General features: G+C 46.8%; 20 protein-coding genes. 11 read left to right on the top strand and 9 right to left on the bottom strand.

Annotated features, from left to right (window positions below):
* Nucleotides 1–92: 92 nt before the first annotated feature.
* Nucleotides 93–1,475, top strand: coding sequence for a sigma-54 dependent transcriptional regulator (locus FLM48_RS21805; protein ID WP_179026126.1), 1,383 nt, complete (start codon nucleotides 93–95; stop codon nucleotides 1,473–1,475).
* On the top strand, nucleotides 1,465–3,615 hold the full coding sequence (locus FLM48_RS21800; RefSeq protein WP_179026125.1) for a HAMP domain-containing sensor histidine kinase: 2,151 nt from the start codon (nucleotides 1,465–1,467) through the stop codon (nucleotides 3,613–3,615). Before FLM48_RS21805 ends, FLM48_RS21800 begins: the two co-directional genes overlap by 11 nt.
* 637 nt (nucleotides 3,616–4,252) lie before the next feature.
* Here the strand turns inward: FLM48_RS21800 and FLM48_RS21795 are convergent.
* Entirely contained in the window at nucleotides 4,253–4,717 is a 465-nt protein-coding gene (locus FLM48_RS21795) for a GNAT family N-acetyltransferase (protein ID WP_179026124.1), read from the bottom strand.
* 104 nt (nucleotides 4,718–4,821) lie between these two features.
* The gene (locus tag FLM48_RS21790) at nucleotides 4,822–5,481 is read right to left on the bottom strand and encodes a 7-cyano-7-deazaguanine/7-aminomethyl-7-deazaguanine transporter (protein WP_179026123.1); all 660 of its coding nucleotides are present in this window, start codon (nucleotides 5,479–5,481) and stop codon (nucleotides 4,822–4,824) included.
* A 279-nt stretch (nucleotides 5,482–5,760) separates the two neighbouring features.
* Here FLM48_RS21790 and FLM48_RS21785 point away from each other — a divergent pair, with 279 nt between their 5' ends.
* Complete coding sequence (locus tag FLM48_RS21785) at nucleotides 5,761–6,507, top strand: ABC transporter substrate-binding protein (RefSeq protein ID WP_256870998.1); 747 nt, start codon at nucleotides 5,761–5,763, stop codon at nucleotides 6,505–6,507.
* 5 nt (nucleotides 6,508–6,512) lie between these two features.
* Here the strand turns inward: FLM48_RS21785 and FLM48_RS21780 are convergent, their stop codons facing one another.
* On the bottom strand, nucleotides 6,513–7,871 hold the full coding sequence (locus tag FLM48_RS21780) for an isochorismate synthase MenF (RefSeq protein ID WP_028771967.1): 1,359 nt from the start codon (nucleotides 7,869–7,871) through the stop codon (nucleotides 6,513–6,515).
* A gap of 388 nt (nucleotides 7,872–8,259) precedes the next feature.
* Between FLM48_RS21780 and FLM48_RS21775 the strand changes: the two genes are divergently transcribed.
* The 7 genes from FLM48_RS21775 to FLM48_RS21745 all read left to right on the top strand — a co-directional run bounded on the left by FLM48_RS21775 (nucleotide 8,260) and on the right by FLM48_RS21745 (nucleotide 15,337).
* On the top strand, nucleotides 8,260–10,356 hold the full coding sequence (locus FLM48_RS21775) for a TonB-dependent siderophore receptor (RefSeq protein ID WP_179026122.1): 2,097 nt from the start codon (nucleotides 8,260–8,262) through the stop codon (nucleotides 10,354–10,356).
* Nucleotides 10,357–10,359: 3 nt separating this feature from the next.
* Nucleotides 10,360–11,712 (top strand): ABC transporter ATP-binding protein, encoded by a 1,353-nt coding sequence (locus FLM48_RS21770; RefSeq protein ID WP_256870997.1) that lies wholly within the window; start codon nucleotides 10,360–10,362, stop codon nucleotides 11,710–11,712.
* Complete coding sequence (locus FLM48_RS21765; RefSeq protein WP_256870996.1) at nucleotides 11,705–12,382, top strand: energy-coupling factor transporter transmembrane component T; 678 nt, start codon at nucleotides 11,705–11,707, stop codon at nucleotides 12,380–12,382. Before FLM48_RS21770 ends, FLM48_RS21765 begins: the two co-directional genes overlap by 8 nt.
* 22 nt (nucleotides 12,383–12,404) lie before the next feature.
* A complete protein-coding gene (locus FLM48_RS21760; RefSeq protein WP_179026121.1) occupies nucleotides 12,405–12,944 on the top strand; it encodes a core component of ECF transporter in 540 nt (179 codons plus the stop codon).
* 4 nt (nucleotides 12,945–12,948) lie between these two features.
* Nucleotides 12,949–13,689, top strand: a complete 741-nt coding sequence (locus FLM48_RS21755; RefSeq protein WP_179026120.1) for a DNA-binding protein — start codon at nucleotides 12,949–12,951, stop codon at nucleotides 13,687–13,689.
* 8 nt (nucleotides 13,690–13,697) lie between these two features.
* Nucleotides 13,698–13,907: a hypothetical protein gene (locus FLM48_RS21750; RefSeq protein WP_179026119.1), complete on the top strand. Its 210-nt coding sequence runs from the start codon at nucleotides 13,698–13,700 to the stop codon at nucleotides 13,905–13,907.
* A gap of 245 nt (nucleotides 13,908–14,152) precedes the next feature.
* Nucleotides 14,153–15,337 (top strand): HD-GYP domain-containing protein, encoded by a 1,185-nt coding sequence (locus FLM48_RS21745; RefSeq protein ID WP_179026118.1) that lies wholly within the window; start codon nucleotides 14,153–14,155, stop codon nucleotides 15,335–15,337.
* Nucleotides 15,338–15,352: 15 nt separating this feature from the next.
* Here FLM48_RS21745 and FLM48_RS21740 read toward each other — a convergent pair whose 3' ends face one another.
* A complete protein-coding gene (locus tag FLM48_RS21740) occupies nucleotides 15,353–18,616 on the bottom strand; it encodes an ATP-binding protein (protein ID WP_179026117.1) in 3,264 nt (1,087 codons plus the stop codon).
* Between the two features lie 260 nt (nucleotides 18,617–18,876).
* Between FLM48_RS21740 and FLM48_RS21735 the strand changes: the two genes are divergently transcribed.
* The gene (locus tag FLM48_RS21735) at nucleotides 18,877–19,557 is read left to right on the top strand and encodes a DJ-1/PfpI family protein (protein ID WP_179026116.1); all 681 of its coding nucleotides are present in this window, start codon (nucleotides 18,877–18,879) and stop codon (nucleotides 19,555–19,557) included.
* A gap of 246 nt (nucleotides 19,558–19,803) precedes the next feature.
* Here the strand turns inward: FLM48_RS21735 and FLM48_RS21730 are convergent, their stop codons facing one another.
* The 5 genes from FLM48_RS21730 to FLM48_RS21710 form a co-directional block, all read right to left on the bottom strand.
* Complete coding sequence (locus FLM48_RS21730; protein ID WP_179026115.1) at nucleotides 19,804–20,751, bottom strand: YeiH family protein; 948 nt, start codon at nucleotides 20,749–20,751, stop codon at nucleotides 19,804–19,806.
* A 152-nt stretch (nucleotides 20,752–20,903) separates the two neighbouring features.
* A complete protein-coding gene (locus tag FLM48_RS21725; protein WP_179026114.1) occupies nucleotides 20,904–21,872 on the bottom strand; it encodes a TDT family transporter in 969 nt (322 codons plus the stop codon).
* A gap of 266 nt (nucleotides 21,873–22,138) precedes the next feature.
* Entirely contained in the window at nucleotides 22,139–23,494 is a 1,356-nt protein-coding gene (gene gorA, locus FLM48_RS21720) for a glutathione-disulfide reductase (RefSeq protein WP_179026113.1), read from the bottom strand.
* Between the two features lie 114 nt (nucleotides 23,495–23,608).
* Complete coding sequence (locus FLM48_RS21715) at nucleotides 23,609–24,079, bottom strand: hypothetical protein (RefSeq protein ID WP_179026112.1); 471 nt, start codon at nucleotides 24,077–24,079, stop codon at nucleotides 23,609–23,611.
* Between the two features lie 136 nt (nucleotides 24,080–24,215).
* Nucleotides 24,216–24,989: a hypothetical protein gene (locus FLM48_RS21710; protein ID WP_179026111.1), complete on the bottom strand. Its 774-nt coding sequence runs from the start codon at nucleotides 24,987–24,989 to the stop codon at nucleotides 24,216–24,218.
* Between the last annotated feature and the right edge of the window lie 216 nt (nucleotides 24,990–25,205).

The raw sequence follows: 25,205 nt of genomic DNA, 5'->3' as shown, positions 1-25,205 counted from the left end.
AGCCCAGTATTAGTGGTTCAGGCTGACCAATTTTCTTAACTATGGTGATAGAATTAGGCTAATATGAGTCAAAATGTCCTAAAGAAGACAATATGAGCCAAACTAAGAAAGAGATTAAGCCACTGCCGTCAGCCGTTTCGGTACTGATTGTCGATGACGAACCCGGCATGCGCAGCTTTTTGAAAAAGGCGATGGCGAAAAAATTCGCTTTGGTCGAAACCGCCTCGAGCATCGAAGATGCTGAGCAATTACGCAGTCGTTGCCATTTCGACCTATTAATTGTTGATATCCGCCTACCAGGTCGCAGTGGTATTGAGTGGCATGAGGCGCTCAATGATCAAGAGCGCCGCTCTGACATTATCTTTATGACTGGCTATGCCGATATGGACGTAGCGATTAAAGCGCTGCGTGCTGGCGCATCCGATTTCATTATGAAACCGTTTCATCTCGAACAGATGATGAAGGCGGTTGACCGCTGTATTGAACGCCGTTTGCTCAAACGCGAAAACCTGATGTTGCGCCGCGAAGTGTCGATAAACCAATCATCAACGATTATTGGCAGCAGTGATGCGATGATGGAGGTGAAGCACGTTATCGAGCGCGTTGCCCCTACCAATGCGGTGATCTTAATTGAAGGTGAGTCTGGCACCGGTAAAGAGCTGGTGGCAAGACAACTGCACGTGCTTTCTGGGCGCCAAGGTCCATTTGTGCCGGTTAACTGTGGTGCCATTGCACCAGAGCTATTAGAGAGCGAGCTGTTTGGTCATGCTGCGGGATCGTTCACGGGGGCTAAGAGCAACCGTGAAGGCTTATTTAGTTTTGCCTCCGGTGGCACCATCTTCCTCGACGAGATTGGTGAAATGCCACTGAAAATGCAGACGGCATTATTGCGGGTACTAGAGCAACGTACCATCAGGCCTGTGGGTAGCGAAAAAGAGATCAATATTGATGTACGGGTCTTGGCGGCAACCAACCGCAAACTGGCGGAAGAGGTCGAAGAAGGCAATTTTAGGCGCGATCTGTTTTATCGCCTTAATGTGCTGGATATTGTTATTCCGCCACTCAGAGACAGGCCGGAAGATGTGGTGGAATTAACTCACCACTTTACTCGCCAATTAGCGTCAGAGCTGGGTGTGAAAGAAGTGGTGTGGAGCCATGAAGATCTGCTCAAACTACAACAGCATGAATGGCCAGGTAATATTCGCGAACTGCGCAATATGATTGAGCGCTGTATTCTATTGGGTAAGCCACCTGCTGAATACTGGAAGCAACAACCGAAGAATGAAGCTAATGGTGACTCTGGTTATCCATTAGATTGGACCCTAAAAGAGGTCGAGAAACACCACGTGACCCAAGTAGTGGACTTACATGGTGGTAATAAATCTGCTGCGGCGCGGGATTTGGGCGTATCACGTAAAACACTCGATCGTAAATATAAAGAATGGTTTGACGGTAATAAAGAAGATGAAGACTAGCACTTCTTGGTTCTCCCGCTTGTTTGGCGTTAATTGGCAACAAGTGCAAGCTAAGGTGCGTTATCGCATTCTTATTCTGACATTATTGCCGATCTTGCTGACCTTAGTGAGCCTAGTGTTTATTACCATCTACTGGAATATCAGCTACACGGGCAAGCAGTTATTTATGAAGGTCAAAGCAGATTTGACTGTTGCAAATAACACTTTGGTGGCAGTACAAAATACCCAAGAGAAACAGCTCGAGTTAGTGCAGGCATCTTGGGAATTTCAAAATGATTTTCGCAATATTGATCGCAATAGCAAGGCGACCCGTAAGCAGATTGAGCAATTTTTAGCTGAAAAACGTCAAACACTTAATTTAGACTTTTTGCGCTTAGTGACAGTGGCGGAAGCGGCTGCTGATCCCGATTTACGTTTGATGTTGCCCCAAATTAGTGACAATGCCGCCACGTCTGGATTGATGGTGTTAGCCCCCACGCGTTTAGCGCGCATTAATCCTGCGTTAGTTGATACCGCTGCCATCGATTTAGTCGAAACACCGCGCTCGCAAAAACCGGATAAAACGGTAGAAACACGCGGGATGTTAAGTCGCAGCTTGCTGCCTATCGTCGACGCCGACGGTGAAGTTTCTTGGTATCTTGATGGCGGTATTTTACTCAACCGTGACATGCGCATTGTCGACCATATTCGCGATCTGGTGTACGACAAAGGTACCTTACCTGAGCGCTCTATCGGTACCGTGACTATCTTCTTAGATAACACACGCATTAGCACCAATGTACCGCTGCACTTTTTCCCACAAGATAATCAGAGCCGAGGTCGGGCTTTAGGCAGCTTGGTTTCTGAAGAAGTGAAGCAAAAAGTGCTCGTTCAGGGACAGCTATGGGTCGACCGCGCTTTTGTGTTTAATGATTGGTTTATTTCAGCCTATGCGCCGTTAGAAGATATTCGCGGTCAGCGTATCGGTATGATCTATACCGGCTTTTCCGAATCGCCATTCATTCACAACTACTTACTGAACATTATTGAGCTGGGCACCATATTGATGTTGGTGCTACTCGTGTCTGGTTTGCTGGTATATCGCGGTGCGTACAGCTTACTGCAACCTATTGAGCGTATTCATCACGTTGTTAAAGCGGTGCAGTCAGGACGGAATTTGCGGATTGGATCTTTGGGTTTAGAGCGTGAAAATGAGCTGTCTAACCTAGCGGAGCAGTTTGATCGCATGTTGGATTTGCTACAAAGACGCAATGCACAGATTCAATCGGCCGCCGAGCAGTTAGAAGTCAAAGTTGAAGAGCGGACCCGCAGCTTGCAGGAGAAAACCGACGAATTACAGCGCAACGTCGCCTTGCTAAACGAAACCCGTCAGCAGTTGGTGACTAATGAAAAGCTCACCGCCCTGGGTGAGTTAACTGCTGGTATTGCCCACGAGATTAACAACCCGACCGCGGTGATTTTAGGCAATATGGAGCTGCTTAAATATGAGCTTGGCGATCAAGCGCAAGATGTGGAAGAAGAGATCGATATTGTTATCCAGCAGGTTGGCCGTATTAGCACCATTATCCGCAGCTTGCTGCAATACAGTCGACCAGGCGAGTTTAATGCCCCGCTAGAGATGCACCAGCTTACACCGATCATTGAAGAGATGTTGGTGCTGGTACGTCACTCTATTGAGAAACAGCAAGTGGTGCTTAACCAAGAGCTCAATGCCAGTTACCCGATCCAAGTCAATCGTCCGCAATTGCTGCAGGTATTGATTAACCTTGTGGTGAATGCCGCTCACGCGATGGACGGCCAAGGACGTATTTGGATCCGCACTTATGATTGGGTGGTGGCGGGTGAGCCTATTGGGGTCAAAATTGAAGTAGAAGATGAAGGTAAGGGCATACCCGAGGAACAGCTCGGACGTATTTTCGACCCATTTTACACCACTCGTAAAGATGGTACCGGACTAGGGCTATCGTTGAGCTACGGTATTATTAAGCGCATTGGCGGCACCATTGATGTGACTTCAACTTTAGGTAAAGGGACAATTTTCACTATTGGCCTGTACCATAAAGCCAAAGAAGATCAGATTAATTTGCCCTATGAAGGGCTGCACTTTTCAGGTGGCGTAGATAAAAAAATGCCAGGATAACAAGTATCCTGGCCTAAGAGTGTGTGAGCAATGTCGTGCTTGAAAACCTAAACCCTTTAGGGCGTGTTGACCTTTCGCGGTTAAATTTTGTTCGAGATAAAAGCGTTTTTATCGCGGCGAGAGGTTTGCCGCCTAGCATGCTAAGCAAAATACCTCTCAACAAAGAGTAAAACGCTTGTATCCGAACCCTTCGGGCAGCGTTTGTGGCTTCTTTCTACTGCGTTATTGGCTTATCAAGTAGCGCACTACATATCAAAGCCTCTGCCTTGTATAAAGAACTCACAAACTGCTGCAAAAATCAGCTCGAAAGGTCAACACGCCCTATATACAGCGTGATGTATTTAAGAGCCGGTCCTTGGAACGCATGTAAATAATAATCATTATCATTTAAGTTGGCAATGGTTTTTTGTGATTCTTAGTGTAAAGATTGCTGGCCTGTAAATTACAGGCAAAAAAAAAGCCAGGATAATTATCCTGGCCACAAAGAGTGTGTGAGCAATGTCGTGCTTGCGAACTCAGATTAAATTAAACAGAGATGAAGTGCTTAATTAAGATTGAGCTTTGGAACGCATGTAAATAGTAATCATTATCATTCGCGTCCGCAAGTCTTTTTGTTGCAAATTTGACTATTTTGTTATTAAGCTGCGATAAGCTTTTGTAATCTAATCTTATTCTGCGAAATATTTTTTTCGTCATTGGTGACAGAAGCGATTTGATACTGGTGGTTTATCAGCATTTTCAGCATCGACGTGAATTGGTTGTAAGTATTGACTTCCATGATGCTAAAGCCCTGAGCCAATGCCCATTGCTCTTGGTCTGCCAGTAGTTGTTGTGCCAAGCCTAACTGTCGATAGTCAGGTAAAACTGCCCCAAGCCAGCTATAAAATTTTTGCTCATCAATGGCGTAGCCCAGTTTAAAGCCCGCAATTTCCCCTTCAACACGAATCAATTGCAGTAAGCAGCGTCTTTCAGCTAGTCGCTGTTTGAGTGTTTCTGTATTGTATTGACGTTCAAATTCAGGTATTTGGCTGCACAGTTCAATGACTAAATTGATAGCGTCAGCATCAATTTGGGTGTGTTGTTCAATCGTAATTGAGTACATCGCGGCTCTCTCATAGGGCCGCAACAAAGATGGCGGCCTCAATATAGGTTAAATTTCGACCGCGAGATTCTATTACAAAATGACTGGTCAGGCCAGTTGTTGCGCTAACTTATTGCTGTTTGTGATGACGAACGCAAGATTTTATCCTGCAGTATGCGCAACAGCACACCGTAAGCCGGCAAGAATAGACATAAGCTGACAGCTAGCTTGAACCCATAATCGACCATAGCGATTTCAGGCCAATGTACTGCCATAAAGCTATCGGTAGAAGCGTAAAATGCCAAACTGAAGAACACTAAGGTATCGACTAAGTTACCAATCACAGTGGAAGCGGCAGGTGCTATCCACCAAGTTTGCTGCTTTCTTAACTTGGCAAATACGGTGATATCCATAAGCTGACCGACAAGGTAAGCAGCAAAGCTGGCAAAGGCAATTCGAAACACAAAGCTATTAAATTCAGCCAAAGCACCAGCGCCTTGGTATAGGCCATTGTGAAACATCACTCCAACTAAGTAAGAGATCACCAATGCAGGCAGCATTGCTTTGAGAATAATTTTGCGCGCCGCAGCTTGACCAAATATGCGCACCGTAAGATCGGTGGCCAGATAGACAAAGGGAAAACTAAACGCCCCCCAAGTGGTGTGCAAACCAAAAATTTGGAATGGCAATTGGACTAAGTAATTGCTGGCACAAATGATCAGAATATGAAAACTGACAAGGCAGAAAAGAGCACGTTTAAGTTGCTCGTTAGATAACATTAACATCTTGTGGCCTTTTTGATGGGTTAGCGCGGGGTGAGGGAACCCGCTAAGGTTGAATAAATCACTGACGACCGTTAAGTCATCAGTAAGCAAATTGCCGATAATTCGGGCGGCACATTATAGTGAGCTTTTATTATGGTGCAAGCCCAAAGACTCAATTTAAGTGACAGTTCACACTAAATTCTAGGTCAAACCTAGCGAAAAGCACCTAAACTTGATGGCAGAGTAGCTGGTTATGAGTTGGCTAAATGGAACTGTTGATTCGCCTTTTGGGGGTGTGAAGTGAAGAACTGGCAGTTGATGTTATCTGGCATGGCAATGTTGGTTTCGCTGGGCAGTACCAGTGCGCCTATTAGTATTAATGTTGCTACCGAATACTTACAGGGCTATACCAATCATGATGGTTCTGGGTTCTATTATGACGTGCTAAATCGTATTTTTCCGCAGCCAATGTGGCAGGTCAATGTTCAGGTATTGCCGTTTTCTCGAGTGAGGTACATGCTTAAGCATGAGCGAGTGCATATGGCGCTGGGATTCTATCGTGGCGATATGGCGGACATTCTCTACAGTGCTAAACCGGTTGAAATAGACAGTGTTGATGCCGCATTAAGTCCGCAAATGGCCAAAACATGGCAAGGGATAAACAGTCTTGAGAACAAAAAGGTGTTGGCGTTGCTCGCCTACCGATTTAACGACTTCATTGAGGTGCCAATGCACTATGAAGAATCTAGCGATCTGTTGAGTATGCTCAATCGTGTTAATGGCGGCAAAGTTGATGCGGTATTGGATTATAAGCCATCGATGCTGCGTTTATCGCAGCAGTTATCACAGCCACGTCAATACACGATCATCGAAGCGGTGATAAAAGCGCCGGTTTATTTTGTATTTGCTAATAACAGCGATGGCGAGGTGATAAAAACCCATTTTGATAAACACTTAGCTGTGCTGATCAGTAGCGGCGAGCTAGACAAGATGTTTGATTTATATGTGAAGGAGAACGACCGCCAAGGAAACCTTAAGCTTCCTTAACGGCGTTATAGTTCGGTCAAAATTGACAGCACGGTAGCAAGCTTATTTTCTAGCTCGCTCCACTCTGCGGTCGCTTCAGAGCCTTTTACAATGCCGGCACCGGCGAATAGATTAATGCGGTTGGGCTCAATAAGGGCGCTACGAATCGCCACCGCAAATTCACTCTCATGCTTATTAAAATAACCACAAGCTCCCGCATACCAGCCTCTAGCATAACCTTCTTGCTGACGAATAAAGCTCAGCGCGGACTCTTTAGGTAAGCCGCCGACAGCGGGTGTTGGGTGTAATGCCTGTAAAATCTGAAAATCATCCACACCCGCTTTGAGTTCGGCACGAATTGCGCGATGTAAATGCTGAATATGACTCAACTTAAACACTTTGGCGAGCTCATCGGCACCGACGTAATGACTTAAGGGGGTAAGCGCTTCAACAATATGCTCTCGTACCAATTGGTTTTCATGGCTGTTTTTGCCATCTTCAAGCAGCTGGTTAGCAAGCAATCTGTCTTCTTCTTCATTTAAACCACGGGTCGTGGTGCCGGCTAGTGCTTCGGTAAACAACTCGCGCTGACGTCGGCGATAAAGTCGCTCTGGTGTGCAAGAGATAAAGGCACTGTCGGGGTTGAACTGGAATCCAAATTGAAAACTGTTGCTGTTGCGGCCCTGCCAGCATGCAAGCAACATCCAAGGATCAACCTTTTCGTCGACTTCCAGTTGGGTCAACCGTGACAGAACCACCTTGGGTGTTTCTTTAATGAATTTGTCATGGGTGATCTGTTTAACGAGCTCAGTCCAGCGATTGCGGTCTGGGCGATCACTGCGTGCCAACAAATTAATCTTATTTGGCGGTGGCAAAGGAGCTGGAGGGGTAAGCAACTGCAATGCCTTGAGCGCTTGCTGACGCTCAGTTTCGGCGTCACAAGACTCAATATTAAGGTTGATCACCAATCGATATTGATTGCCACTGCGGCGCATCTCTATGCGCGGTAGCACGAAGTGGGCTCGACCATACTCGGGCCAGCTCGTGGTTTGTCGATCAAAAGCGACGCCACCGTAATAGCGAATATCTTGATTGCTCGACAGGGAACGTTGCTTTTGGTATTCCAGCGACATCTGATTGTCATCAGTGCTGTCATCAAATATGAAGTCTTTACAGCTGCCTATTGCCGCCACTTCTTCTTGGGTATCGCGGCCTTTCCAATAAATTTTCGGAAAGCACGTCTGTGCTGCCAACCACGCAATCGTCGGCAGTGCACTCATTTCGGTTGAGAGTTGCACTATCGGTTCGCCGTAGGGTTGAAACTGCAGCTTTTCAAGTTTAGCGGTTAGGGATTTGACAGCCTGTGCTAATGAGGTGGCGCTCAATCAATACTCCAAAAGTTACCTGAATAAATTGTTGCGTGCCGAGCCCATCTACTCAGTTCACTCCCACTTAAGTGGGATAAACAATTGGTAATAAGAATCTTTACCACAAACTAATGGCCTAGGTAAAAACTGTCAAGTCGTAGACTTTTAACCTGTGAACTTGCTCGGCAATTGCACAGTCGTTATCGCTATTTATGTGAGCTTAACGCTGTGAACTTTTGTCTGCCAAATTGTCCATGTTAGACATTTTGTCTTTAATAGTGATCTAATTCTTTTCCCTGTGTCGATATTTGTCGATCTAAGTTGGTTTTTCGGTTTTATTATCTTGTTGTTATCGCGTCGACTCTGAAAAATAACATTTTTTAATCGGTTAGATGTCATAACAACAATGAAAAACAAACATAATATATTGAGTCTGAGTACATTATCTATTGCACTAGCAGCCACGCCATTAATGAGTATGGCCGACGACCTTGGTAGTCCTATTTTAGATATTTCTGAAGTGATTGTGGTGAAAGGTGAACGCCCGACCAGTATAGAAACGGCCACGACAAGCTGGACAGTCACTAGCGATGAGATTGAAGCATTGGGGGTAACTAGGCTAGACCAAGTGCTTAAAAATGTCCCCGGTATATATGTGCGTGTTGGCGGCCAAGGCACCCCTCGAGTCGACGTGCGCGGTTTTAAAGCACGACATGTGCTGTTTTTCATCAATGGTGTGCCAGCCAATGGTGCCGAAGATGGTCAATTTGACCCTAGCGTGATTCCGGCTAGCCAAATTGCCGCTATTAACGTTTCGGTGGGGCCGACCTCGGTACTCTATGGACCAGGCGGTGCTGGCGGTGTCATCAATATTATTACCAAGCAAGGAGACAATGCCCCTGCTGTGTCGGGCTCGGTGGAGTTTGCAGACAACGATACTGTTAACGGTGATTTAAGTATTGCCGGTTCTGGTGAGCGCTGGCAGGGGTTGCTATCTGCTTCACATCAACAAACCGACGGTTTCCCATTATCCAGTGACTATCAGCCTACCGCTGATGAAGCGGGTGATGTTCGCGACAACAGTGACCGCAAGCTAAGTAGCCTATATGGCCAAGGCAGTTATGCACTATCTGATAGCACTCAACTGTCAGCTAATTTTAGTGTTCGTAGCGGTGAATGGGGTAAACCCGCACTGGATGGCAGTAGTGATGGTAACCCTAAATACGAGCGTGTCGATGATTATGACTCGCAAACATTTCAAATCGGCATAGGCCATCAATTCAATTCGTTGTTTACACTGCGAGGTTATGGCTATTACAACCGCAGCGATGTGATTGAAAACCGTTACGTTGATAGCGACTACCAAGTCCTTGAGCGCACCCAAGACGGTAGCTCTATAGTTCAAGGTGGCAATATCCAACTGATCAGCAGTTTTAGCCCTGAACACCTATTGACTACCGCTGTGATTGCTGAGCGTCAGCATTGGCAATCGGTTTCTACGGATCTGTCCAGTGATGACAACAGCGGCAGTGGCGACGGAAGTGGCAGCGGCGGTGGAAGTGGTAGCGGCGGTGGAAGTGGTAGCGGCGGTGGAAGTGGCAGCGGCGGAGGAAGTGGTAGCGGCGGAGGAAACGGTAGCGGTAATGGCAGTGGCAGCAGTGATAACTTTGATGATGCGGCATGGTTATACAGTGTGGCAGCGGAATACCAATACCAGCAACAAGACTACGGACTCTCGTTTGGTGGCGCATTACATCAGCAGCAGCGGGTTGTCGATGATGAGACCGACCATAGTTTGCAAGCGGCGGGCTATTGGCAAGTAGGTCATAGTACCCAATTGCATGCAGGCATAGCGCGTAAAGTGCGTTTTCCTTCTATGCGTAACCTTTACTCGCAGTCTTCTGGCAACGATGAATTAGTGGCGGAGCGTTCTAAACATGCTGAACTGGGTATAGAGCAGGGACTTGGCGCGCAAACATCATTGTCCGTTGCAGGTTATTACACGGACTCAGAAGATTACATTGCTAAAGATATCGACGGCATTTACCAAAATATGGGCCGCTACAAGTTTAAAGGGCTCGATGTTGCGATAACCAACACCAGCATTGATCAGTTGCAACTGAACTTTGCCTATAGTTTCTTAGATACTGAAGACAAAGATGCCGAAGTGGGTATGCAGTCTCTAGAATATCGCCCAAGGCATCAACTGCGCTTGCAAGCTGATTATCAATTTGATTTTGGCCTACGGGTGAATGTGAATGCAGAGCACATCATGGATCAGCAGTTCTATGAGCAGCAAAAAGTGTCGGGTCAACAAGTGTGGGTAGAACAGTCGTTGCAGGACTATACCCTAGTTGATATCAATCTTAGCCAGCCGATCATTGATGACACGCTCGACGTTTATCTGCGGGTGAGCAACTTGCTTGATGAAAACTACTATCAAAGCCAGGCCTTGCCACAAGCAGGTCGAGAGGTCTTTGCCGGTATCAAGTGGCGGATATAGCACATGGGCATGTCAGCATTAGTTGAACTTAAGCAAGTTGGTTTAGCCTATTCTAGTCGGCAAGATGCGGTACTCGATGGCGTCGACTTAACTCTGCGGGCTGGTGAGTGTCATTTGATCACCGGTGCAACAGGTAGCGGTAAATCGACCTTGCTAGGGATTATTGCTGGCGTGGTATCCAGACCCATTACAGGTGAACTGTACACTCAGGCTGTGGTGGGTATGGTCATGCAAGATCCACAGGTACAAATTCTACGGCAAACCGTAGGGGCTGAAATCGCTTTTGTGCTGGAAAACATGGCCGTTGAGCCAAGTCAAATGCTGGTGCGAGTGCAACATGCCCTGCGGGCAGTCGGTTTATGGGTTAGCTTGGAGACACCCGTAGATAGCCTGTCACTGGGGCAAAAATACCGCCTGATGTTGGCAGCTCAGCTGGTATGCGAGCCGGATGTGCTGCTACTTGACGAGCCTTGGGCACAGTTGGATGACCAGGGGGTTGTAGAGCTTAGTGCGGTACTCAAATCATTGTTGGCACGTGGAATCGCGATAGTCATTGTCGAACATCAACCTCAAGCTTTCGCAGATTTTTATAGCCACTGTTGGCACCTACATCAAGGGCGGCTAAATAAACAAGCGAGCTTGTTTGCTGTTTCACAGCCAAAGCGTTATCGGCCAGTTCAGTGCGCTAAACAGCGCCAGTTACTGATAGAAGCATCGGCATTTTCGTTACAGTTTACCGATGGCAACTGTTTGTTTAAATGTGCAGGTTTACAGTTGTTCAGTGGCGAATTGGTCACTTTGGTAGGCAGTAATGGTGCCGGAAAAAGCACCCTGCTTAAAACGTTACTCGGCGCTCAGGCCGACATTGTGCAAGTCCCCATAAAGGTGTTGGGTAAACGGCCTAAGCTAGGTGGCTTTGGCCAGCAATTGATGATGCTATTTCAGCGCCCCTCAAGGCAATTGTTCGAAACCACAGTTCTGCAGGAGCTGTGCTTTAGCCTTAAGCGCTTCAATCTGCCACTGGAGCGCGCAACTAGCATGCTACAGCGTCTTGGACTCTCTCACTTGAGTGAGCATTCGCCTCACACTTTATCGTACGGTCAGCAGCACCTTATCGCGATAGCTTCGCTATTGTGTCTTCAGCCCAAAATATTACTACTTGATGACCCTTTTGCTGGATTGGATGACGACTATTGTCAGCAGGTCGTTGCGTTACTGAACGAAGCGCAGCAACGGGGCTGCGGGATTGTGCTTGCTAGCCATAGAGCGTTGCCGCAGTTGCAAGTGGATAGGCAATGGCAGATCCAGGCGCAATATCTTAGTGGTGGGCAATTAGAGGTCGACCAAGTTGGCTAATAAAGCGCTCAGGTTCACTTCACGTACGCAGCGTGGCGCCTCGCAGCGCTATTTTGTCATCGACGATCCCAGTTGGTGTGCTGCAGCTTTACTGCTGGTGCTGACCTTGTCCAGCAGCGCATTCTTTATTGACCAAACTCAACTGGTTTATCTGTGCGTAGTGGATGGCATGTTGTTATTACATGGCTGCTATCTGCGCGGCAAACTGATGAGTTTGATTAAGTTGTTTGTGGTGCAGTTGCTAGTGACTTGCTGCCTATATCTATTAATGCAGCAGTCTGATCGCATGCTTGAAGGTGTGCTGGCGGTGTGTCGTTTATTGTTGGCCGCCATTCCGGGCTGGTGGTTGGCAATGAGCTGCTCGCCAGAGCGTATTGCGGAAGTGCTTAATTGGGTGATGCCGGTGAAATGGGCATTTGTTGTTGCAGCATCTATCTCGTTATTGCCATTTTTCTCCCGTGAAATACAGGAAATATACGCTATTCAGCGTATGCGCGGCGCTAACATTTCCGCTAAAGCGCTGCGCAATCCACGCCATTGGCCAGAGTTGGTGCACTGCATTTTGGTGCCGTTGTTGATTCAGCTGTTAAAGCTAGCCAAGCAGATGGCCAATGCTGCCAAATTGCGCCAGTTCGACCAGCGGCAAAAAACCACTTTCTGGCGTTATTAACTTTTTTGATTGAGAAAAACATATGTTTGATAAAAAACTCCAATTGCAAGATGCACTATTTATCGGTTTTTGTGCCACTTTGCTGGTGGCACTGAAAAGTATGCTGCGCTTAAAACTAGGGCTAACTGGGCACTCGATGTTTTTGATGTGCTTCTTTTATTTAGTTTGCTATGGCGGGGTGGGGCGTTGCGGCGCCATTACCTTATGCGGCGTACTCGCAGGCGTAGTCGCCATGATTTTAGGTGTTGGCAAAGGCGGGCCGTTAATTCTGGCCAAATTCGCCTTACCCGCGGTGGCCATGGATATCACCTTAATGCTACTACCCAGTGTTATGCCGCTGCTATGGCGCTTTATTGCGTTAGCATTGGCGGCGACGTTGGCGTGGGCGCTAAAGGGGTTTGTGGGCGATCTGCTGGTGGGCTTAAGTGTCGAAGTATCTCTACTAAAAGGTGCTAAGAGTTTATTTTTTGGCAGTTTATTCGCGATTGCAGCTGCACTGCTGGTTCCGAGCGTATTACAGCGACTGAAAAGTCATGATCTTCTCCATAAAGATGAGGTGTGATGCAATGACACCAACAACCCACTCATTACTGATTTGTATTGACGATACCGATGACATAGGCACTAAGGGCACGGGTGAGATTGCCCAAGAGATTGCCATGATAGTCAGCGAAGGCCAGTTGAGTCGCTGCGCGTTTGTCACCCGTCATCAACTTTTGGTTCACCCTGATATTGCCTATACATCGCATAACAGCGCGATGTGCTTCCAAATCAGGACGCGGTTATCGCTAGCTCAGGCTAAAACGTTAGCGATCGCCCACATAAAGCAGCAGATGGCGGCGGTAGCCGATCCGGGCTTGGCAATCATTGATCTGCACCAAGCTTTTGATGAAACGGCATTGATTGAATTTGGCTTAGCAGCCAAGCAGCAGGTCACGACCAAAGCAAACGCCTATCAAGTTGCAGCGGATGCCGGGGTTGATCTTAGTGAGCATGGTGGCACGGGTGATGGGGTCATTGGTGCGTTAGCTGGTTTAGGTTTACGGCTATTTGGCAATGATGGTCGGGTTAAGGGCCAGTTGTTGACGCAACAAGTTGGCCAGATCTACAGCGTTGCCCAGTTGATTGAGACAACGGGCGTGGATCGCGTGATTGATGCCAAAGACAATGCCCTCGCGTTGACGGAGTTGGTGATGGTGACCGGCAAATTAAAAGCAGTTTACCGACAACATCAAAATAGCATTTTGGTGATGCCACTTGCCGGCCAATGGGTTAATGCCGATAAACAATTGCTTAAAACTTATTAAGGTGGGCTATGAGCCAGTTTATTAAAATCGATAGCCGCTGGTATGCGGATTTTGGCAATGATCTGTCAGCCTCGAGAGACATTGCTGCTTGCTGTCACTATTTTGATGCCGATGATGAAGATGAGCAGGTCGATGATGTGGCTATTTCCTGTGTTAACTGTGCGTTTCGTCGCTGGTTAGCACAGGGAGTCGAATGTATGAAGCTACCGCCTAGTTGAGCTGTTGCGGCATAAACTATTTGATTAGTTTAGCTTTTGCTTATGCTTTTTGTCGTATGGTAGGAATTTGTGTGATTTTTTATCCAATGGACTACTGATTTATATAGCCATTTCCCTGAACTCAGCATAAAATGTCGCCCTTTTTCAGTATTATTTTGTTGTTCTTGTCACTATAGTGTTGATAAAAGGTCTAGAATTTAACGTAAAGTAACGTATTTGCTTTCATCCGGGGGGATGTAGTTCAGATGGGTGAAACCACCAAGCCAGGCGCCGACATGATGCGTATTCCTGTACCTCGTTTGCAGGTCGGAATGTTTGTCACTGCTGTGGATAAACGCGGTCATGTGGCGGTGGCTAATGCGGGTCAAATCCGCAGCCAAGAGTCAATCGATAAGCTGAGCAAAAGCGGTATCCAATATGTTTGGGTAGACGCCGAGCGCTCGGATGAAAGTTGTGGCTTGAAAAAAGCGTCATCTTTGCCGGCTAAACCGATAGTCAAGAAAACGGTTAATCGCGAACAGTCGCAAATTAAAGCTAAAAAACTGCTGATTGAAGCGAAAGGCTTGGTCAAAAAGGTGTTGTCTGAAACCTTCGAGGGCAAAGCGGTAGAAGTCGAGCCATTTGAAGCGTTAGCGGACAATATGATTGCATCAGTGTTAGACGATAGCGATGCGTTGAAGTGCGTATCGGCGTTGCGAACCAAAGATGCTTACTTGCTCGAACATTCAATCAATGTTGCCTTTTTGCTGATCACTTTTGGTAAATACCTCAAGCTAGAGAAGAACATTCTTAGGCAGATGGCAATTGGTGGAATTTTGCATGATATTGGCAAAATTAAAGTCGACGATGAGATCTTAAATAAGCCTGCTAGATTAACGCCTGAAGAGTTTGAGCATATGAAGTTGCATCAAGTCTATGCAGCAGAGATCATGGCTGAAACCACAGGGTTATCGCAGATCAGCAAAGACGTATGCTTAATGCACCATGAGAAGCTCGACGGTAAAGGCTATCCCCATGGACTCAAAGGTGATGAAATCCCCTTGCACGGGCGCATGAGTTGTATCGTGGATATCTTCGATGCACTGACGGCTACCCGCTGCTATAAAGAAGCCATGAGCCCTGCTGCTGCGTTTAAAGTATTGTTGAGCCTGACACCATTCCATTTAGATGAAAAACTGGTTTATGAGTTTATTCGGTGTGTTGGGGTATACCCGGTTGGTTCGCTCGTTGAACTTTCTGACGGCCGAGTGGGCATTGTCTGGGATGCGAAAAACCGTGATGCACTGCATCCAATCTTGAAATGTTTCTATTCTAATAAGCACAAGCGTTATGTTGATGTCGCTATGGTCGATCTGCTCAAGTCAGATTTACATATTGAACGCGGCGTATCGCCAAGTAGCTTAGACGTCGACCCTTCGCCTTTTTATTAGTCACCATTAGCCAGCTTAGCTTAGTTGGCTGCCATTTTGCTTGATTCTGTCATTGATTGCCGCCTCTACATCATCAAGTTGTGCGGCAATAACTGCCAGAGAGTGGCCAATTGTTGGCGCATCTTGTTGAGCTGCGGCTTGCTCGATCAGTTCACAGTGTTCGGCAATCTGCTTTATGCCCATGGTTTTTGCAGATGATTTCAGCTTATGGGCTATCTGACCTATGGTGGATATATCAAATTGGCTATCGCGCACCATAGCGCGTAATTGCGGCATGGTGAGCTCGATAAAGTCTGCCAGCGAAGCGATATAGTCAGGCATATCATCAGCAAACACATCTGTTATCACACTGTCATCAAAAATATCACTGACATCATCGTCCTGCATAGGCGCGTTCGCACCATGGGGGGCAGAGGGAGTCGGTGGCACAATTGAGGCTGGCGGACTAAATGTCATCGGTTCCATCGCGGGCAGCACTTTGGCAGTGGGTTGCGTTTGAGGTTGTAACCATTGCTGCAGCACTTTCTTGAGCTTGGCCATTTCAATGGGCTTGGCAAGGTAGTCGTCCATACCGGCAGCAAGGCATTTTTCTGCTTCTCCGAGTAGTGCGTTGGCGGTAATAGCAATAATGGGAATGTGCTTACCTTGATCTTGCTGCACAGCCTTGAGCGTTGCGGCAAGCTCATAACCATCTTTATTGGGCATATGACAGTCGGTCAGGACGGCAGCAAACTGGTGTTGCGGATAAAGTTGCTCAGCTTCAATGCCATCATTAGCTATCAAACTGCTGTAGCCTAGTTTTAGCAGTTGGCGCTTAATCACCTCTTGATTGGTTTGGTTGTCTTCGGCAACCAAGATCAGTCTGCCTGCGGCTTCAGCCTCTTCAATGCTGGCATCTGGGGTAAAGATCTCTTGGTTATCAAACTCAGACATCTCTAACGGACTGTCTTTACCTAGTGTCACACGGTATCCGTAGAGTAAGGTTGAGCGTTTTAGTGGTGATGCCGCAATGGCGAACGTGCGTTCATCCATAATGCCCGCCCCACGAGATGCATAATCCAGCACAAGAAATCGCAGTGGCAATGACAGTGGAGGTTGCATAAATTCGGTATATTGCGCCAAGGTTGACGTTAGGTTGTCGGTGATGACGGTAATGATGGCTTGGTTTGTGGCGGCAACGCTATGAAGATTGGCGGCCGACAATTCAGATAAGGGGATTTGGCTGTCACTCAGATACTCTTCAACCACTTGACGGTGCCAGTTCGATTGAATGTCGATAAAATTAATCGTGTGTTGATATTCGCTGAGGTTAATTTTCTCCTGCGCGACATAAGGCAATGAGAGGTCGATGCTAAAGTTGGAGCCTTTACCTACTTTGCTGTCTACCGCAATTGTGCCACCCATTAAATCTATCAGGTTATAACAAATTGCTAAGCCTAAACCTGTGCCGCCATAGCGCCGAGTTGTTGATGACTCAGCTTGCGTAAAGGGCTTAAACAGCATACTGATAACGTCGGCAGAAATGCCGATGCCGTTATCGACAATCTCAATGTTAAAGGTGACTTTTTTACTGCCAACGTCGGTCATCCTAAGCAGTATTTTAACGACCCCTTGTTGGTTGTCGTTGGCGGAAAACTTCACCGCATTACCAATTAGATTGAATAGGACTTGGCGAATACGGATAGGATCACCAATTAAATGTGTGGGCAAACTGGGGTCGATATACAGTTGCAAACTAACTTGTTGCTTGTCTGCGTTGGGGGTGATGGTATCAACCACCCCTTCGAGTAATTCATCTATAGAGAAACTGATGTGTTCAAGGGTTAATTTACCGGCTTCAATTTTACTAAAATCGAGAATGTCATTAATGATGTTGAGCAGTGAAAAAGCTGAGCTACGTATGGTTGAGGTCATCTGCCGTTGTTCATGGTTCATCTGCGTTGTTAACATCAGATCTATCATACCGATGACCCCATTCATCGGGGTGCGAATTTCATGGGACATGGTAGCCAAAAATGAGGCTTTGGCTTTAGAAGCTGCTTCAGCATTTTCTTTAGCCTCAACGAGCTCGCGCTCTGCAAGGTTGCGGGCGATGATATTTTTCTTAAATACCTCCATGGCTTTGGCCATATAGCCGACTTCATCATTGCGGCCGCTATAGACGATATCTACGTCAGTATCACCATCGGCAAGCTGCTTCATGGTGCCGCTCAGTTTAGTAATGGGGCGGGTGATGACTCGGTAAGTAAATAGGATAATACCGGCACAAAGAATCAACACCGATGCCAGGGAGGTGATCAGGACATATTGGTTAGACTGAGTGACATCATTGAGGCCGTTAAGTGAGATTGAGGCGCTGGATTCAGCCTCTTTTGACATGTCATCAAGCAACTGCTCTAGCCGCGCGAAGGTCTTATGCTCTAGCTCATCAATGGCTTGAATAGCCGTGATTTTGTTAGCAGAGTCATAACGCTGAAATACTTCAAATCCGCCGTCTCGCAGCACTTTGTAGAGCGCCTCAACATCATTAAGTTGTTCAACTTCTTTTGTACGTTGCTCAAGTGGCTTGAGCTTAGTTAAGAACTCTTCAAAGTTTTGCGCGTTTTCGACAAAGTCATTCTTTGCTTGATAGACTCCGGTAATGTACTCGGTCAGGTTTGCGACCATATCGCCAGCTTCATCAACCAGCTCTAAATAGTAGCGTACTCCCGGTAGGTCATCATTAATCACCTCGCGCAGATCCGCTTGAGAGCCAACATCGTTAATTTCGCTCTGCTTTAGCGAATCAAGTAACACCTCCAGTTTGCGCCCTGTTACCTCTGTGAGTCCCTTTACGCGTTGTTTGGCCCACTCTTCATTTTCTGGGTTATAGCGATTAAAAACCTCTGCCCGTGCGATAGTTTGGTAATCTTGAAACAGCTGCTCGATTTCTGCCACCCGTTTATCATTGTTTTTGAGGGCATTTTTAAGTTGGGCTAAATAGAGGTAGAACTCGGCTTGGTTGTTATCAAACTCTTGTTTTTCATCTACTTCGCCTAAGGAATACTCTAAAATGTTGGCATTCATGTCACCTATTTCATCAAGCATATTGATGGTGGCAATTGCCTTGGGAATTTCAAATTGACTCACTCTGCTGGTATCGGTTGAAACCCGCTGGTTCATCAGGTAATTGGAAGTAGACAAGATGATGACTAACAGGCTAATGGAGAGCATGGCGAGAATTACTTTGGTGCCGATAGAGTTGAGTGAAAGCCAAGTAGAAAACGAGCGCTGCGCCATTGAGCAAACCTTAGTTTTAATTAGTATGTATCAAGTGTAGAACAGCCATGTGGTTTTGCCTGTTTGTTGTCAAAATAAGGCCATAATTCATGGGATTATATAGACTGGTTAGCTCGCAATTTGCAGCACTACTGTGGTGAGTCCCTCAAACTGAGTTATCTGTAAAAAAGCCAAGGAACTCTACTAAGGTGATGTTATCCAAGTACCCGCAGGCCCCGTAGCCCGCAGGGGATGAAAGATCAATACGCAACGAGATGAATATGAATAGAAGAGATGTGCTAATTGGTGGCAGTGCAGCCATAGTCGCGGCGATGCTATCGCCCACAGCATTAAGTGATACCGGCGCTCGCCACAAAACGGTTGCGTTGGTCTTCGATGACTACGAAACGTTAGATCTGCATGGTCCGATTGAAATGCTCGGACACATGCGCAACAGACAGATATTGCTGGTGGGAAACCAAAGTGTTGTGCGCAGTTATCAAGGCCCTCGTGTGGTGACCGACAGACAGTTGCCAGATGTGATTCCGTGCGATCTATTTTTGATACCCGGTGGCTTAGGGACTCGCACTTTGGTTGATGATGATGAGCTGGTTGATTGGCTAGTACGCCAATGTGCAGTATCCAAAAAGGTGTTTTCAGTGTGTACTGGCAGTGCATTGTTAGCCAAAACCGCTTTGCTGAATCAAGTGAGTGCGACGACCAATAAAATGGCCTATAACTGGGTAACAAGTTTGAATAGCCAAGTGGTGTGGCAGCCGACAGCCCGCTGGGTTGATGATGGCAAGTACCTAACTTCTTCTGGGGTTTCAGCGGGTATCGATGCCGCCTTACATTACATTAAACAAACCCAAGGTGAGGCTGAAGCTCGGCGAATAGAGCAACTCACGGAATATCAATGGAACAGCGATAGTCGCCAAGATCCTTATGCTATTTCAGTATAGTCAAAATACCACTTATTAGTTTTAGCTATTTATTAGTGGATTACAATATTATCCCCAACGGCACAGATGCGAAATAATTAGCCTATCTAATTGTCGGCCGTGGGGGTAATCGTGCGAAAACTATTAATTATATTATGTTGCGTTGTTTTTGTTAGCGCCTCACTCAGTACTGAAGGTTTATTACGTTCAGTCATCGACTTAAGTGCTTTTTTACTGTTGCTCTATTTGTTGGTGGGGATGAAAGCCTCAAGTAAAGCTGATGATGTAGATAAGTGACCCACCACCGATTGCTAGCCATAACAACACACCCAGCAACAATGGTTTATGTCCGGCCTGACGCATCTTGTTCACTGTAATACCTGCACCAATAAAGAATAGGCAGACAATCAATAGTCGTTTAGCCAAGCTAAAGAGTATTTGGTAGAGCGCCTCTCCTTGTGGCAACCAATGTCCAATGGCAATCGCCACACAGTAGAATCCAATAAAATAAGGTACGGCCAAGCGCTTTTTATCACCGCCGAATAACATGGCGCTGAATAAAGCCAATGGCACTATCCATAACGCTCTGGCCAACTTCACTGTGGTGGCTGTGACCAGTGCTTCATCACCATAAGCTGCGGCTGCGCCCACAACCGATGAGGTATCATGGATAGCAATCGCGCTCCAAACCCCAAAATGATATTGGCTTAAGTCCAGCAAATGACCAATAGTTGGAAATACAAACAGAGCCACAGAGTTTAGTATAAATACGGTGGCTAACGCGATGGCGGTTTGATCGGGTTTAGCGTGTATCGCAGGGACGACCGCTGCAATGGCACTGCCGCCGCAAATCGCGGTTCCTGCCGAAATGAGGTGGCCAGTTTTACTGTCAAAATTAAGCAGCCTTGTCAGTAAAAAGCCTAGCAGTAGAGTGGCAATGATAGAGCCGACAATCAAAGGTAAGTTGGCCAAGCTGGCATTGATGGCTGACTCTAGCTGAATCCCAAATCCGAGGCCGACAATCGAATAGGCCAACAGCTTTTTGGTGATGGCGCCTAAATCCAGTTGCTTTGGTACTAGGCCTAAACTGGCTAAAGTTAATCCAAGAATGAGTGCAACAGGAGATGAGATAATTGGCAGCAAGCACACCACGGCGATGAGGCAAAATGGCCAGTAGCGTGCTTGTTTATAAAAAGGGCGGGCGTGCGCGGTCATTCAGCCATTACTCAAAGTCGTTGTCAGCTTCAACTATACAAACTGTTTGAGCTTTAATAAATTCAATTCATTTTATTTATAGATTAAATTAAATTGACTCTTTAGGCTGGTTGGGCGATCAAACGCTTTAATTGATGATGCTGCTGGCTCATTTACGCGCTGGCGGGGGACGTAGCTTGAGCGCCATAGTAGCAGATATACCGCAGCGCGACGTATCCCACAACCAAGGTGGCGATGGTTAGTTCGACAACCGCCAATAGGTTTACTTGTTGTACATATTGGGCCGCAATATTGACACTGTCCATCCACTGAGCGGTTTTAAATAGGGCCGTAGCGCCGATGACCATGGGGAAAGTAAAGGCCGCATAGCCTGGGCTGAAAGGCAATTGCAGTAGTTTGAAAAATGCGAAATAGATAATTAAGGTCATCAAAACGGCAATGCCGAATAATAGCGCGATAATTAATGGCGATGGATTGGCAGACACTGTTAGGTAGCCAGCTAATGAGAGGCTGGCGGGTGCAGCAAGAATCGCCACCGTTGGCTTAGCGGCATCGGGGATCTCATGGGTGAACATCAATCGGTAGATCATAATAGGTAACATGATGGCATAAGTTGCCATCCCAAATACCAGTGCCGCCATGGCCAGCAGGTACAAATTGGGGTTGCCTGAAAACGACACATCAGCGACCACAATGCCCACCGGCGGAACAAACCAGCTTGGCACCATATGGTGCAGCTCAAACTCGCTTACCCGATGGAATAAGAAACTGGCCAGAAAAATAATGTGTAGCGCAAGCCCTAGCAACCACAGAATGTCTCCCGCGTATGCAGAGAATTGTCCCACTGAGTTAGATACCACCATGGTTGCCATAGCAAAGGTCGGCACGACACTACCCACTACAGGATGGGCAAGATCTTGCAAAAGACTGCGTGGGTGAGCAATAAATCGGCTGGTTAGAATCAACAGCAGTACGCTGGCAATGGCAGCGCTACTCCACTGACCGTAACCGTGTAAGTCAATAAAACTCTCCCAACACCAACCTAAACTGGCAATGGCTAAGGCCAAACCTGCCATAGGCGTGGGCGCACTGAGTAACTTTCGTTTAGCGGTGTTGATCATAGTGACCTCATTGGCAAAGAATAAGTGGTGTCGTCTAGGTTTTCAGTTGGGTTTGCTGCGGCAGCAGCTTGTTTAGTGAGATTGAAAGCCTGAGTACTGGATGGGGTCACTATACAAATTGCCGGTGATTAATAAAATTCAAATCATTTTATCCATAGCATCAATTTTTCTTACTTAAGGGCAGGTAACTGGCAATAAAAAAGCTAGCCTGAGTTGGCTAGCTTTTAGCGTAGGCGTTGGCTAAATAGGTTAGCCTAACGTCGTCGTTAGCGCATGGTAACGAACTCTTCTGCGCCAGTGGGGTGAATAGCAACAACTGCATCAAAATCGGCTTTGGTGGCGCCCATTTTCATTGCGACACCAAATCCTTGCAGGATCTCATCCATGCCAAAGCCGATACCGTGGATACCGACAACCACTTCATTGTCACCGGCACAAATTAGCTTCATTTTGCATGCTTGGCGGTGGGCAGTAATGGCGGTGTACATTGAGGTGAAACCAGAGGTATATACCTTGATATTATCTTCACCATATTGGGCGATGGCTTCTGGCTCGGTTAACCCCATCGTACCAATTGCTGGGTGGCTAAATACTACTGTTGGGATCACGCTGTAATCCATCTTCGCATCTGGCATGTTGCCAAATAGGCGCTCCGACAGTAAACGGCCGGCTTTAACTGCAACTGGCGTCAACTCTACGCCACCTTCCATAATGTCGCCCACACAATAAATACCTTTAGCGGTCGTATTTTGTTGCGCATCAGTGACCACATAACCTTTAGCATTGAGCTGCACATCGGTATTTTCTAAACCAATGTTTCCGGTTGCGGGTGAGCGACCAATGGCCCAAATAAGGGTATCAACGGTGATGCTCTCGCCATTTTCTAATGTCAGCGTCAAGCTGTCATCGGCATTCTTGCTGACTGATTTTGGAATACTGTGGGTATGTAAAGTCGGGCCGTCAGTCGCCATTGCATCCATTAATGCTTCGGTGAGCATTGGGTCAAAGTTACGCAGAGGCGCATGCTTACGCACTAACAAGTGGGTTTCACTGCCTAATGCGTGTAACACACCTGCAAGTTCGACAGCGATATAGCCCGCGCCTACCACAGCAACGCGTTTGGGTTGTTCACGCAGAGCGAAGAAACCGTCAGAATCGATACCGTATTCAGCACCAGGAATATCAGGAATAGTCGGTGCGCCGCCTGTGGCGATGAGAATGTGGTCGGCTTGGTAATGTTCACCATTGACTTCAATGGTGTTGCCATCAACAAAGCGGCCGTAGCCATTGATGACGGTAACATTGTTGCTGGCAAAACCACGGCCATAGGCTTCATGAATACGACCGATATAGGCTTCACGGTTATCGACCAACGCGTTCCAATCAAACTTATTGACTGAAACATCAAAACCGTAATCTTTAGCGTAAAGGTGCATTGCTTCAGCGACATGGGCACCATACCACATGACTTTTTTCGGAACACAGCCCACATTGACACAGGTTCCACCTACGTGTTTTGCTTCAATCACTAGCACCTTAGCGCCACGCATTGCCGCGCGATTACCTGATGCGATGCCACCGCTGCCGGCGCCTAAACAGATGTAGTCAAAATGCTGAGCCATATCTTTCTCCAAAGTTTTGCATTGATGCAGATGCTGGTCATTGTAGGGGCAATTAAATTTGCAAACCAGCTTTCGATATAGCTAAGACCCGTTTATTGAGTTTTGTATTGCAAGTTAACGTCGATATTGGCAACGGCTATGGTCGCTTGGTTTTGGTCCCGTGTCGCCACACTGCAAACATTGCCACTCTTGCTGACGCACGGCGAGCTCCTCAGCATGATGACTAAATTGCTGGCGTCTTTGACTGTTTAGTTGTTTTTCTAATCCTTGCATACGTTTATCGAGCCAGCGACAACTGGGGTTATCGGCTACGTTTGGGCGGCGTTTGTTCAAGCGGCGATCGGCTTTTGAATGTTTAGTCGAGTGTCGGGGCTGAACTCGTTGAGGTTGGCTGCTTACCGTAGGCGTGTATTGTAACGCCACGTCGGCTTTTTCTGGCATGGCAATGGGGTTGCCGTGACTATCGAGCACACTGCCTAACGGCAGGTGTGATTGCGTTTCATTGGCGCTTACTTGACTGAGCGTTATCCAAACTAACAGACAGAAACTGCCCCAACACCAATAGGGACGTAGGTTGACTGACATAGGCCATTCCTTGTGCACAATTGAAAGCGTTCCTTCGCTTTAATAGCTAGTAAATGTAGTCAACGATTGTCCCATTGGCAAAGTGTTGCCTGAGTTTAACTCAAACGCTTAGGCTTAGTTGAGTTGACTCATAGGCTTAGAAGGTAAAGCTCAGGTGAATACCAGCATAAGTTTCATCAAGGTTGTCTACTTCTTGACCCATTTCACGCTTGATGTCGTCTTGCGCGATGGTGTGGCTGATGTGACCTGAAAGCATGATTTGCTCACTAAGGGCAAATTCAGCTTCTACACCCAGCTGAAAGTGATTGGGGCCGTTATGATCTTCTGTGGCGTATTGAAAATCGAATGCTTGAGTGACATAGGGGGTCACGGTTAGGCGCTGTGTTAGCTCCCAGCTACTGTGTAAGCTGGCTTCAACAAAGTAGCCACCGGCTTCGGTTGAATAGGTGTATGCAACCGAGGGGGTAAGCCAGCTGATGCCGGTATAAGCGAGGTCTGCAAATATCTCATTGTCGAATTCACGTTCATCGGCATAAACCTCAATCCGCTGATAGCCCACAGTGGCTTCTATGCTGTCACCAATATCAAAACCATATTCAATACCAAAGTTCCACTCAGTGTAGTTGTCTGTATCACCACGCCCCACCGTAGCGTACAGATTGATATTGTCATACTGAATAGCGGCGGTTCCCCAGTAGATGCCCCCATTTTCGAGGTTGTTACGCCCTTCGGAAATATATTTTGAGTCCCAACCAAGATCGAGCAGTATTTGCACATCTTGGCTGTCGTTGTGGGCAATGAGATTTTTGCTGTGGGCATCGTCCACATTGGCACTAGTGGTTTGGGCGTAAGCCTGAGTGCCGGTGAGCATGAGCGCAGTGGCTAAGGTGGCATTAATTAGTCTAGACATAGAAAGACTCTAATTTAGGTGATTGGCGAAAGATTCACTGTCATCTTAAAGCGCTATTCGCGACTGTAAATGATAATGGGTTGTATTTGCGAACAACTTATCAATACCTCAAATGTAAATTATGTGTAAATTATTTTCTTGAGCATGATCAAGGTTTTTTATGCAATAGGCTGTTAGACGTGCGCTAGGTTGTTGTTAGTGGCAGATTTAACTTGA

It is taken from the genome of Shewanella sp. Scap07 (assembly GCF_013394145.1).
GTDB classification, from domain to species: Bacteria; Pseudomonadota; Gammaproteobacteria; order Enterobacterales; family Shewanellaceae; genus Shewanella; species Shewanella waksmanii.
The sequence above is the reverse complement of the archived record's forward strand: the minus strand, read 5'-3'. Positions and strand labels throughout refer to the sequence as shown.

Coding starts and splice junctions, on each gene's coding strand:
- FLM48_RS21805 (WP_179026126.1), top strand. CDS start 93: ATGAGCCAAACTAAGAAAGAGATTAAGCCACTGCCGTCAGCCGTTTCG.
- FLM48_RS21800 (WP_179026125.1), top strand. CDS start 1,465: ATGAAGACTAGCACTTCTTGGTTCTCCCGCTTGTTTGGCGTTAATTGG.
- FLM48_RS21795 (WP_179026124.1), bottom strand. CDS start 4,717: ATGTACTCAATTACGATTGAACAACACACCCAAATTGATGCTGACGCT.
- FLM48_RS21790 (WP_179026123.1), bottom strand. CDS start 5,481: ATGTTAATGTTATCTAACGAGCAACTTAAACGTGCTCTTTTCTGCCTT.
- FLM48_RS21775 (WP_179026122.1), top strand. CDS start 8,260: ATGAAAAACAAACATAATATATTGAGTCTGAGTACATTATCTATTGCA.
- FLM48_RS21770 (WP_256870997.1), top strand. CDS start 10,360: ATGGGCATGTCAGCATTAGTTGAACTTAAGCAAGTTGGTTTAGCCTAT.
- FLM48_RS21760 (WP_179026121.1), top strand. CDS start 12,405: ATGTTTGATAAAAAACTCCAATTGCAAGATGCACTATTTATCGGTTTT.
- FLM48_RS21755 (WP_179026120.1), top strand. CDS start 12,949: ATGACACCAACAACCCACTCATTACTGATTTGTATTGACGATACCGAT.
- FLM48_RS21750 (WP_179026119.1), top strand. CDS start 13,698: ATGAGCCAGTTTATTAAAATCGATAGCCGCTGGTATGCGGATTTTGGC.
- FLM48_RS21745 (WP_179026118.1), top strand. CDS start 14,153: ATGGGTGAAACCACCAAGCCAGGCGCCGACATGATGCGTATTCCTGTA.
- FLM48_RS21740 (WP_179026117.1), bottom strand. CDS start 18,616: ATGGCGCAGCGCTCGTTTTCTACTTGGCTTTCACTCAACTCTATCGGC.
- FLM48_RS21735 (WP_179026116.1), top strand. CDS start 18,877: ATGAATAGAAGAGATGTGCTAATTGGTGGCAGTGCAGCCATAGTCGCG.
- FLM48_RS21730 (WP_179026115.1), bottom strand. CDS start 20,751: ATGACCGCGCACGCCCGCCCTTTTTATAAACAAGCACGCTACTGGCCA.
- FLM48_RS21725 (WP_179026114.1), bottom strand. CDS start 21,872: ATGATCAACACCGCTAAACGAAAGTTACTCAGTGCGCCCACGCCTATG.
- gorA (WP_179026113.1), bottom strand. CDS start 23,494: ATGGCTCAGCATTTTGACTACATCTGTTTAGGCGCCGGCAGCGGTGGC.
- FLM48_RS21715 (WP_179026112.1), bottom strand. CDS start 24,079: ATGTCAGTCAACCTACGTCCCTATTGGTGTTGGGGCAGTTTCTGTCTG.
- FLM48_RS21710 (WP_179026111.1), bottom strand. CDS start 24,989: ATGTCTAGACTAATTAATGCCACCTTAGCCACTGCGCTCATGCTCACC.